Genomic DNA, 12,566 nt, shown 5'->3' with positions numbered 1-12,566 from the left:
TCACTGAATCGTGACTGAATATGAACGACGCTCAATAAACGTCGATGTAGTCGTAAGGCGGATTGGGCCAGTTCTCTTTCAAGGCATTGAATATCTGCATGACCCAGACCTCATCGCTGGCCGCAACCCGCCCGACATAACCGGAGCCCTTGGCCCAGGTTTCGAGACGAAACAACAACCCGTCGATATCGGTGCCGCCCACGACACCCGAGGAGATGTAGGCAATGCCTCCTTTGGTGACCCGCAACTGGGTGTGCTCATCGTCACTGGCGCTGGCCAGCAACTGACGCACCGCCTCGAGGGTCAGGCCATCCGGGGAGTTCAAATCGATCTGCACAGCGCATTCCTTGAATATTCGTCAGGGGCCAAGTGTCGCACAGCCCTCCTTTCATGCCTAAGTCGACGTGTCAAAAGCCCCGCAAAATGGTTAACTCGGCACTCAGACTTCCCCGACCTCACGAGCGCCATCATGACCACCGTAAGCATCGACGCTGACATCAAGGCCAAGTGGCAAGACGGCCACAGCTCCTACAGCCCAGGCAGCACGGAAGAGCTCGCCATTATCGGTATCGACCTTCTGGTCAGGGACCTTGGAACCGAAGCCGCCCAGTCATTCATCGAGCAGATTTTCGAGAAACATCTATCGGACCAAAAGACCGAAGCGGTTAGCGCGAGGGAGTGAAACCCGCAGGCAAGCACCTGCGGGAGATGACGCTTACTTCAGGCGGGCCAGGCGCTCGGTCAGCAGATCGAAGAAGCCCTGGGCGTCGCCGCTTTCAACCCAGTAGGCGTTCTTTGGCGCTTTCAAGCCGTCATACCAGTCGACGATGGTTTGTCCAAAGGTCGGCCCTTCGCGGCTGTCGACCACCACGTTGACCAAGCGACCGCTGAACAATTGCGGCTTGAGCAGGTAAGCGACAACCGTGGCGTCATGCACCGGGCCGCCCGCAATGCCGTAGTGTTCCATGTCGCCTTTGATGTACTCATTGAGAATGTCGCTCACCAGCCGGCTGGCGTTGTTATTCAGCGCGGCAATCTGTTTCAGGCGCGCCTCGCTGGTAAGGATCTTGTGGGTCACATCCAGCGGCAAGTAGGTCAGCTTCACGCCACTCTTGAGCACCACTTCGGCCGCTTGCGGGTCGGCGAACAGGTTGAACTCGGCCACCGGCGTGATGTTGCCGCCGTTAAAGTGCGCACCGCCCATGACCACCACTTCCTTGATGCCCTGAACGATACCCGGCTCCTGGATCAGCGCCAGGGCCAGGTTGGTCTGCGGGCCAAGCATGGCGATGGTAATGCTGTGGGGCTCGGCAGATTTCAGGGTATCGATCAGGTAGGTGATGGCGCTGCCCTTGGCCAGGCCTTTCCTGGGTTCATGCACGGCAATGCCCGACAACCCTTCCTTGCCATGAATGTCCTCGGCGTAGATGGGTGTGCGCATCAGGGGTTTGGGCGCCCCCGCATAGACCGGGACCTCTTCGCGTCCCGCCCACTCCCGGGCCAATCGCGCATTGCGCGAGGTCTTGTCCAGGCGAACGTTGCCAGCAACGGTGGTCAATGCCCGAACATTCAGCTCGTCCGGCGATGCCAGGGCGAACAACAGGGCAACAACGTCGTCAGCCCCCGGGTCGGTGTCGATGATCAAGTCGATCTTTGGTGCCGCCTGGGCGTTCGTTGCGGTAATCAGGGACAAAAGCAGCAGACTCCGGAGCAGTGGGTGCAGTTTCTGAGCATAGCGATACGGGGCGCACTCCTTGCGCCGGGGAAATCAAAACGCGGACAGCCAGTCAAAACGTTACCCCTGCAACCAGCACAATGTTGCAGTACGGCTGGCATTCGCCTGTACGAACAATCGCCCTCGCCTGTCGGCTCAGGACCTTGAATTGTTCATGGGTGAGCACCTCACGCCGCCCCAATGCGCCTTCGCCGTTCAGCGCTTCCAGCGCGACCAGGGCCGACGGCTTTTTATCGAAGATTTCCTGAGCCAGCACATGGCTTTCGACCTGCATCTCACTGAGCACGACCTTCAAGGTGCTGACAAACTCCGGAATGCCATGGGTCAAGGCCAGGTCGATCAATTCAACGCCTGGAGGAACCGGCAAACCGGCGTCCCCGATGACGACCATGTCGCCATGCCCCAATGAAGCAATCAGTCGCGACAGTGCAATGTTGAGCAGGGGTGTTTTTTTCATGGGGTTTTAAACGCCTGTACTTCGCTCAAGGCGGGAATCGAAGGTTGCGCGCCGGCCCGGGTCACCGACAGCGCCGCGGCCACCTGTCCGAAGCGGATCGCCTGCGCCTCATCTTTACCCGCGGCCAGTGCCGCAGCGAAACCGCCCACGAACGTATCGCCAGCCGCCGTGGTATCGACAGCATTTACCACGAGCGCGGGGAAATGTTCGAAGCGTTGGCCATCGGCAAACAGCGAACCTTGCGCACCGAGGGTGATGATCACTTTTCCGGCCCCCATGGCCATCAGCCGGGTCGCCGCGGCTTGTGCGGATTCCAGGGAGTCCACCGACAGACCGCTCAGGGCTGACGCTTCGCTCTCATTGGGAATCAGGTAATCGATAGACGCGTACCAATCCGATGGCAGCGGACGGCTGACTGGTGCCGGATTGAGGATGACCGTCTTGCCCAGTTCACGGCCGCGCTTGAGCGCATGGCCAACAGAGGCATCGGGCACTTCCAGCTGACAGATGAGCACGTCAGCCGCGCGTATCACCGAATCAAAACGGTCAATGGCTTCAGCGGTCAACGCCCCGTTGGCGCCGGGGACGATCACGATGCTGTTCTGACTGCTGTCGTCGACCACAATCAACGCCACGCCGCTGGAACCCCCAACGGTGCTGACCGCCTGGCAATCGATCTGCTCGGCCAACAGCGCCCCGCGCAGTGCCTCACCATAGGCGTCATTGCCCACGCAGCCGATCATCGACACCTGGGCTCCCAGCCGCGCCGCAGCCACGGCCTGATTGGCGCCCTTGCCGCCGGAGACGGTGGCAAACGACTGACCGATCAGCGTTTCACCGCCCTTGGGCAAGCGTGGCGCCCGGGTCACCAGGTCCATGTTCAAACTGCCTATCACCACTACTTTTGCTGACATACATTGCTACTCATCAATTCTGTTTCGGCGGCGCTGTGGGTCCAGCGGCTTTCTGTTTTCAACGGCTTTCTGTTTTCAACGGAACTGGGCAAACACGCCGGCCAGCGGCGCCGTCGATTCACGTATGACGATACTCGGCGTCACGATCCGCTGATCGGTCGCCAGGCCCGGCGTGGCGATTCGCCGTAAAAGCACTTCGGCGGCCATTTCGCCGAGTTGCAGGATCGATTGCCCGACCGTGGTCAACGACGGGTAGACATACCGACTCATCTGGATATCGTCGAAGCCGATCACCGACAACTCGCTCGGTACGCGAATATTGTGCTCGGCGGCGGCCCGGAGCACACCGATGCCGATCATGTCGTTGGCCGCAAAGATGGCGCTAGGCGGGTTGCTTTCCAGCAGAACCGTGGCAGCGCTATAACCGCCGGTGCTGGTGAAATCGCTTTCCAGCATGCGCTCGGGAGAGACTTCGACGCCCGCCTCCTTCAAGGCCCGGCGATAACCCGCCAGACGCATCTGCGCCACACTGGTGTTTTCCGGCCCGCTGATCGTGGCGATATCCCGGTGCCCCAATTCCAGCAAATGCCGGGTCGCCAGATACGCGCCGTATTCATGGTCGATGCGCACCAGGTCCGCATCGACACCGTCCAGGCCGCGGTCAACGATCACCATGGGTGTGCGGACGCCTTTCAGGCCTTGTACCAAGCGACTGTCGCCGCCGGCCGAGGCGACAATCAGGCCGTCGATGCGTTTTTCCAGCAGCACACGCAGGTAGCTGCGCTGCTTGTCCGGATTGTCGTCGGAGTTGCACAGGATGACGCAGTAACCGTTGCGCTCGCAGTAATCCTCGATACCCCGGGCCAGCTCGGCGAAATACGGGTTGAGGCTATTGGGCACCAACAGGCCGATGGTCGCCGTGGTCTTGGCCTTGAGCGAACGGGCCACGGCGCTGGGAACGTAGTCGAGGGTCTTGATCGCCGCTTCGACCTTGATCCGGACTTCCTCACTGACCGGGCGGGTCCTGTTCACCACATGGGAAACCGTGGTGTAGGAAATGCCGGCAAGGGCTGCCACATCTTTGATAGTCGCCATGACTCAGGTCCGCCGGCTTGCGCGTTGACTGCGATAAGTGTCCAGCACCACCGCCACCACGATCACCGCGCCGGTGATGATGCGCTTGGTCGGCTCGGTTGCGCCGATCTGCGCCAGCCCCGCGGCCAGTACGGAAATGATCAGGACGCCAAAAAACGTGCTGATCACCGAGCCGCGCCCGCCCATCAGGCTGGTTCCGCCGATCACGACGGCCGCGATGACCTGCAACTCAAGTCCGGAGCCGGCATTCGGGTCCGCGGCTTCCAGGCGAGAAATCTGGAACAACGCGGCAATTCCGGCCAGCAACCCCATCAGGCTGAAGACCAGGATTTTGTAGGGTTTGGGATTGATCCCCGCCAGCCGCACGGCCTCTTCGTTGGTGCCGATACCGATCAGGTAGCGACCGAACACCGTGCGGGTCAACACGGCCTGGGCGATGAAAATGATCAGCAACGCAATGATGAACGACGGTGAAATGCCGAAGGCAATCGGGTTGGACAACCATCCGAACGCATCGCCAATGTAGGCCGTACGCGAACCGGTCATCTGGTACGCCACCCCGCGAGCCATTTCCAGCACGCCCAGGGACACGATGAACGACGGTATCCGCCACGCCACCGTGATCGAGCCGGTGATGGTACCGGCGAGCGCCGCGACGGCCATGCCCAGCAGCGCCGCCGGCAGCACGCCCCAGCCCCAGCCAAGAATCGCCACGCTCACGGTCGAAGCCGCCAGTGCCAGCACCGAGCCTACCGACAGGTCGATGCCACCGATGATCAACACAAAGGTCATGCCGACCGCCAGCACCATCAGGTCCGGAATCTGGTTGGCCAGGGTGCTGAAAGTATCGTAGGACAGAAAGTGACTGCTCAGCACCGAGAACAGCACGATCATCGCCAACAAGGCACCCGCCAGGCCCAGATAGGTGCCCAGGCCGTAGAAGTTGCCACTGCGTGTGCCGGCGAAAGAAGCGGTTTTCATCGAAGATCCCTAGGCGCGGCTTCAAAGAGCTGCGCATCACGTTTTTGGTAGCCGGCGAAAGCAGCCGCGAGCAACTCATCCTGGGTCCAGCTGTCGCGATCGAATGTATCGATCAGGCGCCCCGCCGACAGCACACCGATCCGGTCGCAGATCAGCATCAGCTCGCGCAAGTCGCTGGAGACCACCACCAGCGCCTTACCCTTGCGGGTCAATTCACCGAGCAGGTTGAAGATATCGAACTTGGCGCCGACGTCGATGCCGCGGGTCGGCTCGTCGAACAGCAGCACCGAGCAATCGCGCTCCAGCCAACGGCCGATGACGACCTTCTGCTGATTGCCGCCGGACAACTCGGACACCAACTGTGCCGGACCGGAACTGCGAATGCGCATGGCGTCGATCTGACGCTGGGCCAGGGCGTTTTCGCCATCGTTGTCGACAAAACCTGCGCTGGAGATGCCGGGCATGTTGCCCAAGGCGATATTGGCGCCGATCGATTGGGTCAATAAAAGGCCTTCGCCCTTGCGATCTTCGGTGATCAACGCGATACCTTGCCCAACCGCATCCACCGGCGAACGGATACTGACGACCTGTGCCGGCGCCCCCAGGGCAATCGTGCCGCTGTCAGCGATATCGGCACCGAAGATCAGGCGCAGCAATTCGGTGCGCCCCGCGCCGATCAAACCGGAAATCCCGAAAATCTCACCGGCCCGGACTTCGAACGACACGTCGCGAACCTTGTCGGAACGGGTCAGGCCATTGACCGTCAACACCGGCGCGCCGATTTTGCGCGCCCCCATATCGATGTGTTCGCCGAGCTCGCGACCGACCATCAAGGTGACCAGTTGCTCGCTGTTGTAGTTGGCCATCGGCTCGACACACACCAGGTTGCCATCGCGCAGCACGGCAATGCGCTGCGCGACCCGCGCCAGCTCTTCGAGGCGATGGGAGATGTAGATGATCGATACGCCGCGAGCCTGCAGGCGGGTGATCTGCTCGAACAGCATTTCGACTTCGCGGGCAGTGAGCATCGCGGTCGGCTCGTCGAGAATCAGCACATGACAATCACCAATCAGGTTGCGGGCGATCTCGACCATTTGCTGGTGGCCGATCCCCAGTTCGCCGACCAGGGTGTCCGGGTCAATGGCGTCGAGCCCGACATGAGCCATGGCCTCGATAGCAGCCTTGCGCAACTGTTTGCGACTGATCCACCCGCCCTTGCTGGGCAAGTTGTCGAGAAACAGGTTTTCCGCCACCGACAAGGTCGGCAGCAGATTGAGCTCCTGCATGACCATGCGAATACCCAGCGCTTCAGCCTGAGCCCGGCTACCCGGACGAAAGTCCTGCCCCTGAAACTGCATCTGGCCGGTGGTCGGCGTGACCAGCCCGCCAATAATCTTCGAAAGCGTGCTTTTGCCTGCACCGTTCTCGCCGGTCAACGCCAGCACTTCCCCGCGCATGAGCGTCAGGTCGATGCCGGCCAGAACCGGTTGGGCGTAGGTCTTGCCGATACCGCTGACCGAAAGGACAGCGTCCGGAGCGCAAACTGACATAAAAACTCTCCATGCGCTCGCCCGACTGGACGAGCGCTGTTGCGTCGCCAGAGGGTTACTTGGTGACCAGCTCTACCGGCGTTTCGATCACGCCATTGGCGCCGCTGTCGACCTTATCGCCCTTGAGAATCTTCAATGCAGTCTCGATGCCGAACACCGCCTGTTTGGCCGCAAACTGGTCAGCAGTGGCCAACACGCGACCATCCTTGAGCATTGGCTGGATGGCATTGATGTTGTCGTAGCCGACCACTTGCACCTTGCCGGCCTTGCCTGCGGCGCGCACCGCAGACACCGCACCGACCGCCATGCTGTCGTTGCCGGCCAACAGGGCCTTGGTTTGCGGGTATTCACTGAGAATCGACGCGGCGACCTTGTTGCCCTTGTCGATCTCCCAGTCACCGGATTGCAGGGACACGACCTTGATCTGCGCCGCCTCCATCGCATCCTTGAAACCTGCGGTCCGCTGCTGGGCATTGGTGGTGGTGGACACACCTTCGATGATGCCGACTTCGTCACCGGCCTTCAGCTGCCTGGCCAGGTAATCGCCCACCAACCGCGCGCCCTTGCGGTTGTCCGGGCCTACGAACGGAACATTGATGTTTTTGCTTTTGACGACAGCGGGGTCCAGCTGGTTATCGATGTTGATCACGGTGATACCGGCATCGATGGCTTTCTTGATCACCGGAACCATGGCTTTGGAGTCTGCCGGCGCAATCACCAGTGCATTGACCTTGGCCAGGATCATTTGCTCGACGATGCGCGTCTGGCCCGCGGTGTCGGTTTCATCCTTGATGCCGTTGGAGATGAGCTCGAATTCGCCGGAGTGATCTTTCTGGTAGGCCTTGGCGCCGTCTTCCATGGTCAGGAAGAACTCATTGGCCAGGGATTTCATGACCAGTGCGACTTTCGGTGTTTCCGTGGTTTCAGCAAAGGCCGAAGAGACAGGCAGTGCAGCGGATGCGGCAGCCAACATAGCGACAGCGAGAAGACGTCCAGCGAATGGCAGCTTCATGGGTTCACTCCGATCTTATGATTATTGTGAGCAACGCTTGCGCTGGCGTAAGTTTCACGGCCCACCGCGATAAAAAAGCCATCACTGGAGCCGCGCAAACGTTTGCGCGAACCAAACTATGCGAACCCTGCCGGTATTTGTCAACGGCCTGAAAAGCGCTTTCAGCGATGTTTGGCGAAAAACGGCACTCTGCTATGCCGTGGTGTTGACCACCGATCCCGTGCCAGAACCCTTGGTCAGCTCTTTGATCAGACTCGCGCTCACTTGCAGGATGGCGCCGTTGGTTTCGGCCACCTGCCCCTGAATGGCGGCTACTGCTGTGGTCTTGGCTTCCAGAGTCGGATAGGACGCCGCCTGGGCTTGCGCCAATTGCTGCTGTTGCTCGCGCAATTGCTGCTGCAACTCCTTCAGACGCTTGAGCAGGACCTTCACCGCAACGCTGGTGTTATCGCCGGTTTCCGATTCGGCCTGTGTGCCGGCACTTTCTCCCAGACCTACCGGGCCCGTTTTAACCTGGGTAGCGTCGCCTTCCTTTGCACCCAGCGCTTGAGCAGCCGCATCCTCTGTCGCATCGCCTAAAGCACGAATGGTCGTCGCAGACTTTCCCCCAATGGTGATGCCCACGGCATTTGGGAAGCCAATAGATAACGACATGTGAACTCCGGCAGAAAAAGATCCCTTGAAGGAGCATCGACCGACGCACGCGTTTCTTTAGTCGTTAACGACGATTTGACGCGTTGAAATCTTAAACAGGGCTGCCATCCGTTTCGGAGAGCCGAACGCGAAAGTTAAACATGTTCGGTAATCCGGACGCCAAGCCCCGAAACCGCCTCCGGACACAAACAGCAATACCGTTACAAATCATTAAGTTAAGCGTGTTTTTTCGATTCAGAGTGTTACTGGTACAGATCCTGCTCTTCCCCGAGCACCCCAGCGTTCAGATTCGCCTGGGGCGTATCTAGATGAACTTGCATCTGCACCGTCTCACAACTAGAAGAGAAAAATAATGACATCTGCACTCAAGACCTTTGTTCCGGGCGCCTTGGCCCTCCTGCTGCTTCTGCCCACCGCCCTTCAGGCCAAAGAAGCCGAAACCCAACAGAAACTGGCCAACGTGGTGATCCTTGCCACCGGTGGCACCATTGCCGGCGCGGGGGCCAGCGCTGCCAACAGCGCAACCTATCAAGCGGCGAAAGTCGGCATTGAACAGTTGATCGCTGGCGTTCCTGAGCTGAGCCAATTGGCTAACGTTCGCGGCGAACAAGTCATGCAGATCGCCTCCGAAAGCATCACCAACGAAAACCTGCTGCAACTGGGTCGCCGTGTCGCCGAGCTGGCCGACAGCAAAGACGTCGATGGCATCGTGATCACCCACGGCACCGACACCCTGGAAGAAACCGCGTACTTCCTGAACCTGGTGGAAAAAACCGAGAAGCCGATCATCGTTGTGGGCTCCATGCGCCCAGGCACCGCGATGTCCGCCGATGGCATGTTGAACCTGTACAACGCGGTGGCCGTGGCCAGCAGCAAAGACGCACGGGGCAAAGGTGTGCTGGTGACCATGAACGATGAAATCCAGTCGGGTCGCGACGTCAGCAAAATGATCAACATCAAGACCGAAGCGTTTAAAAGCGCCTGGGGTCCGCTGGGCATGGTGGTAGAAGGCAAATCCTACTGGTTCCGCTTGCCAGCCAAGCGTCACACCATGGATTCCGAGTTCGACATCAAGGCCATCAAGAGCCTGCCTGACGTCGAGATCGCCTATTCCTACGGCAACGTCAGCGATACCGCCTACAAGGCCCTGGCTCAATCGGGTGCCAAAGCCATCATCCACGCCGGCACCGGCAATGGCTCGGTATCCTCGCGGGTAGTCCCAACCCTGCAAGCCTTGCGCAAGGACGGCGTGCAGATCATTCGCTCCTCCCATGTCAACGCTGGCGGTTTTGTACTGCGCAACGCCGAGCAGCCTGACGATAAATACGACTGGGTCGTGGCTCACGACCTGAACCCGCAGAAGGCCCGGATCCTGGCGATGGTCGCACTGACCAAGACCAACGACAGCAAAGAGCTGCAACGGATGTTCTGGGAATATTGATTCGCCCTCGCCCGACCGGATCCGGTCGGGCACCCCGTACGCCATTCGCCAGCCTTGGCGAGTGGCGGCCGTTGGATCTTACAAAAAAACTCCCTTCGTCTTACGCCAAATGGAACAAACCGCTGTCAGAGGATTTTCTTGATTTTTAAGCAGTTGCGAAATGTCCTACAGTTAAATACTGTATGCACGTACAGCTTAATAAGGATAATCCCGTGGACACCACCTCTGCCTCTCCTGACACCTATGTACGCATGGGCCTGCGCGTTCAGAAAATCATCAACTCTCCCACCGCACAAAAGGCCAGGGCAGCACTGATCTTCCGCCTTCCTGACGAGCCGATGGATGAATGGGAACGCTTGCTGGAAGAAATCGACGAGAACGACAACGTCACCCTCGCCTATCGCGACGATGGCGGCGTGCAGATTTTCTGGGTTGTGCCGAAGGAAGATTGAGCCGATGAGTGTCCGCTGGTCTGCTTTGTTGTTTCTGTTTTTTGTCATGGGCGCGCAAGCCGACGCCCCGCGTACCTTCACCGAAGCGAAAAAGGTGGCGTGGAAGCTCTACGCTCCCCAATCCACCGAGTTTTACTGTGGCTGCAAGTACACCGGCAACCGGGTGAACCTTACCGCCTGCGGTTATGTGCCACGTAAAAATGCCAAACGCGCAGCCCGCATCGAGTGGGAGCATATTGTTCCGGCCTGGCAAATCGGTCATCAACGCCAGTGCTGGCAAGAAGGGGGTCGCAAGAACTGCACCCGCTACGACCCGGTTTACCAGAAGGCCGAAGCTGATTTGCACAACCTGGTGCCCAGCATTGGCGAGGTCAATGGCGATCGCAGCAACTTCAGCTTCGGCTGGTTGCCCGAGCAGTCGGGACAATATGGTTCCTGCCTGACCCAGGTCGACTTCAAGGCCAAGAAAGTCATGCCCCGCCCTTCCATTCGCGGCATGATCGCCAGGACCTACTTCTACATGAGCAAGCAATATGGCTTGCGCCTGTCGAAACAGGATCGGCAACTGTATGAAGCCTGGGATAAGACCTATCCGGTACAGGCGTGGGAGCGCCAACGCAACCAGAGCGTGGGGTGCGTCATGGGGCGCGGCAACGAGTTCGTCGGCCCGGTAGACATGAAGGCCTGCGGCTGAATCCAGACACTGAAACAAAAAAGGCCTCGGGACTAAACACCCGAGGCCTTTTTTGTTTCTTCAATGTCTGCGCTACAGAACGTTATTGAGCGGCCGGACGCTCAAGCACCAGCAATTCGATATTCTGCTTCTTCGCGCGCGTCAGCGCGGCACGGACTTCATCCTGCCTGGCTTCGGCCTCGGCTTTCGAATTGAACGGCCCCATCAGAATTCGCGTATTGCCATTTTCCTTGACGACGCTGGACATGAAACTGTGCTCGATCAGCCAGCCACTCAAATCGCTGACGGCCTGAGGGGTTTCACCTCGCACTTCAAGATCCCATTGCGGACCGGACACTGGCGCGGGTACGGCAGCCATGGCCGGTTTAGGCTTCGGCACATCCACACTACTGCCCTCGCCACACCCCGCCAGCGCCAATATCGCGATTACCAAAACCATTTTGCGCACGGCGTTTCCCTCTAAATGCATAAAGCTGCGATTTTAACATCCATGAATACTTCGCGAGTGCCGTAAAATGGGCTCAAAACAACGAGAATGATGGTTGCGGCCTCTGTATAGTTACGCCTTGGGAATTAATGCCGCATCTGCGCGTCAGAAAGAGGCACCCAAACCGCGAGACTTCGCACTAATCTATACATACCACCGACCTCTGCACTGTCCGAATCAGGTGCCCCACAAAGCAATCAAGGAGAAGACCATGCTGATACTCACCCGCAAAGTCGGTGAAAGCATAAACATTGGTGATGACATTACGATCACCATCCTGGGCGTAAGCGGCCAGCAAGTCAGGATCGGCATCAACGCCCCGAAGGACGTTGCAGTGCATCGTGAAGAAATTTATCAGCGCATTCAGGCTGGCCTGACCGCCCCGGAAAAGCCGCAACCCTGAATCCTGTTGCAGTCAGTAGCCAGCCCGTTCAGTCCGGAATCACGGCTGGCTAAAGATTCAGCATCGCATCGCTTCCGCCTGCTTTCCCACACAAGCCTCCAGGGGCTGATACTAGCGACAAGCTCAACGCTCTGGCTGTCAGACTTTTCTGGTTCACCCCATGGAAGTACGCGTTAGCTGCGTGTTCAACCAAACATCACGCCACGCGCCATACCAGTCGCCGCCACCACCATCAGCAGCACCAGCAGCGCCTCGACATGACTGATCCGTGCAAACAGCTTCGCACGGCCTGTATCGATCGCCTCTTTACGGGCAAGCGCTATCCGCCATTTGATCAGCGTCACCATTGGCGCAATCTCCAGCAGCAAGATCAGGACGAACAGCGTCATCTTCAGATGAAACAGCGGCTGATGCAGGTAATAGTCCGTACCTTTCTCGTACCCGCCAAAGGCTCGCATCCCCCCGCTGATCAGTAAAACGACAGCTGAAATACCCCAGATATTGTCCGCCATCAGAACACTGCGCACTTCTGCGGCCCCATCGGCCAAACGCCGAAAAGCTGTGCCTCGAACCAACACCGCCCAAAATCCCAAGGCAAATGCCAAAAGATGAACCGCCGCTAGAAACCAGTGAGTCAGCATCGAGAAACTCCTGCCAGGTCGAAGTTGTATGAGCCTGTCAGTAGTAGCCC

General features: G+C 58.9%; 16 protein-coding genes. 5 read left to right on the top strand and 11 right to left on the bottom strand.

What is annotated here, in order from left to right:
* Positions 1-31 precede the first annotated feature (31 nt).
* A complete protein-coding gene (locus tag AC1D1M_RS05610) occupies positions 32-337 on the bottom strand; it encodes a hypothetical protein (RefSeq protein ID WP_007992468.1) in 306 nt (101 codons plus the stop codon).
* Between the two features lie 132 nt (positions 338-469).
* Here AC1D1M_RS05610 and AC1D1M_RS05605 point away from each other — a divergent pair, with 132 nt between their 5' ends.
* Entirely contained in the window at positions 470-682 is a 213-nt protein-coding gene (locus AC1D1M_RS05605; RefSeq protein ID WP_150672773.1) for a hypothetical protein, read from the top strand.
* Between the two features lie 33 nt (positions 683-715).
* Here AC1D1M_RS05605 and AC1D1M_RS05600 read toward each other — a convergent pair whose 3' ends face one another.
* From AC1D1M_RS05600 to AC1D1M_RS05565, 8 genes are all read right to left on the bottom strand, one after another.
* On the bottom strand, positions 716-1,693 hold the full coding sequence (locus AC1D1M_RS05600) for a nucleoside hydrolase (RefSeq protein ID WP_477774854.1): 978 nt from the start codon (positions 1,691-1,693) through the stop codon (positions 716-718).
* A 94-nt stretch (positions 1,694-1,787) separates the two neighbouring features.
* Positions 1,788-2,192 (bottom strand): D-ribose pyranase, encoded by a 405-nt coding sequence (gene rbsD / locus AC1D1M_RS05595; protein ID WP_477774853.1) that lies wholly within the window; start codon positions 2,190-2,192, stop codon positions 1,788-1,790.
* Complete coding sequence (gene rbsK, locus AC1D1M_RS05590) at positions 2,189-3,106, bottom strand: ribokinase (protein ID WP_477774852.1); 918 nt, start codon at positions 3,104-3,106, stop codon at positions 2,189-2,191. The genes rbsD and rbsK overlap by 4 nt, the downstream gene beginning before the upstream one ends.
* A gap of 75 nt (positions 3,107-3,181) precedes the next feature.
* The gene (locus AC1D1M_RS05585; protein ID WP_477774851.1) at positions 3,182-4,201 is read right to left on the bottom strand and encodes a LacI family DNA-binding transcriptional regulator; all 1,020 of its coding nucleotides are present in this window, start codon (positions 4,199-4,201) and stop codon (positions 3,182-3,184) included.
* Positions 4,202-4,204: 3 nt separating this feature from the next.
* Complete coding sequence (locus tag AC1D1M_RS05580) at positions 4,205-5,182, bottom strand: ABC transporter permease (RefSeq protein WP_477774850.1); 978 nt, start codon at positions 5,180-5,182, stop codon at positions 4,205-4,207.
* On the bottom strand, positions 5,179-6,732 hold the full coding sequence (locus AC1D1M_RS05575; protein ID WP_477774849.1) for a sugar ABC transporter ATP-binding protein: 1,554 nt from the start codon (positions 6,730-6,732) through the stop codon (positions 5,179-5,181). Before AC1D1M_RS05575 ends, AC1D1M_RS05580 begins: the two co-directional genes overlap by 4 nt.
* Before the next feature lie 55 nt (positions 6,733-6,787).
* Complete coding sequence (locus AC1D1M_RS05570; RefSeq protein WP_477774848.1) at positions 6,788-7,744, bottom strand: substrate-binding domain-containing protein; 957 nt, start codon at positions 7,742-7,744, stop codon at positions 6,788-6,790.
* Positions 7,745-7,936: 192 nt separating this feature from the next.
* Entirely contained in the window at positions 7,937-8,398 is a 462-nt protein-coding gene (locus AC1D1M_RS05565; RefSeq protein ID WP_477774847.1) for a hypothetical protein, read from the bottom strand.
* A 352-nt stretch (positions 8,399-8,750) separates the two neighbouring features.
* On the opposite strand from AC1D1M_RS05565, the gene AC1D1M_RS05560 reads away from it, so the two are divergent.
* The 3 genes from AC1D1M_RS05560 (at position 8,751) to AC1D1M_RS05550 (ending at position 10,985) form a co-directional block, all read left to right on the top strand.
* Positions 8,751-9,839, top strand: coding sequence for an asparaginase (locus AC1D1M_RS05560; RefSeq protein ID WP_477774846.1), 1,089 nt, complete (start codon positions 8,751-8,753; stop codon positions 9,837-9,839).
* 182 nt (positions 9,840-10,021) lie between these two features.
* Positions 10,022-10,291 (top strand): DUF1654 domain-containing protein, encoded by a 270-nt coding sequence (locus tag AC1D1M_RS05555; RefSeq protein WP_477774845.1) that lies wholly within the window; start codon positions 10,022-10,024, stop codon positions 10,289-10,291.
* Positions 10,292-10,295: 4 nt separating this feature from the next.
* The gene (locus AC1D1M_RS05550; protein ID WP_477774844.1) at positions 10,296-10,985 is read left to right on the top strand and encodes an endonuclease; all 690 of its coding nucleotides are present in this window, start codon (positions 10,296-10,298) and stop codon (positions 10,983-10,985) included.
* 82 nt (positions 10,986-11,067) lie between these two features.
* Here the strand turns inward: AC1D1M_RS05550 and AC1D1M_RS05545 are convergent, their stop codons facing one another.
* Complete coding sequence (locus AC1D1M_RS05545) at positions 11,068-11,433, bottom strand: SPOR domain-containing protein (protein WP_477774843.1); 366 nt, start codon at positions 11,431-11,433, stop codon at positions 11,068-11,070.
* Between the two features lie 250 nt (positions 11,434-11,683).
* Between AC1D1M_RS05545 and csrA the strand changes: the two genes are divergently transcribed.
* The gene (gene csrA, locus AC1D1M_RS05540) at positions 11,684-11,875 is read left to right on the top strand and encodes a carbon storage regulator CsrA (protein WP_053161267.1); all 192 of its coding nucleotides are present in this window, start codon (positions 11,684-11,686) and stop codon (positions 11,873-11,875) included.
* A 185-nt stretch (positions 11,876-12,060) separates the two neighbouring features.
* Here csrA and AC1D1M_RS05535 read toward each other — a convergent pair whose 3' ends face one another.
* On the bottom strand, positions 12,061-12,516 hold the full coding sequence (locus AC1D1M_RS05535) for a DUF2214 family protein (protein ID WP_477774842.1): 456 nt from the start codon (positions 12,514-12,516) through the stop codon (positions 12,061-12,063).
* Between the last annotated feature and the right edge of the window lie 50 nt (positions 12,517-12,566).

The organism is Pseudomonas sp. P1_F7 (assembly GCF_056405655.1).
Note: the sequence above shows the minus strand (reverse complement) of the source record. Positions and strands in the feature narration are given on the sequence as shown.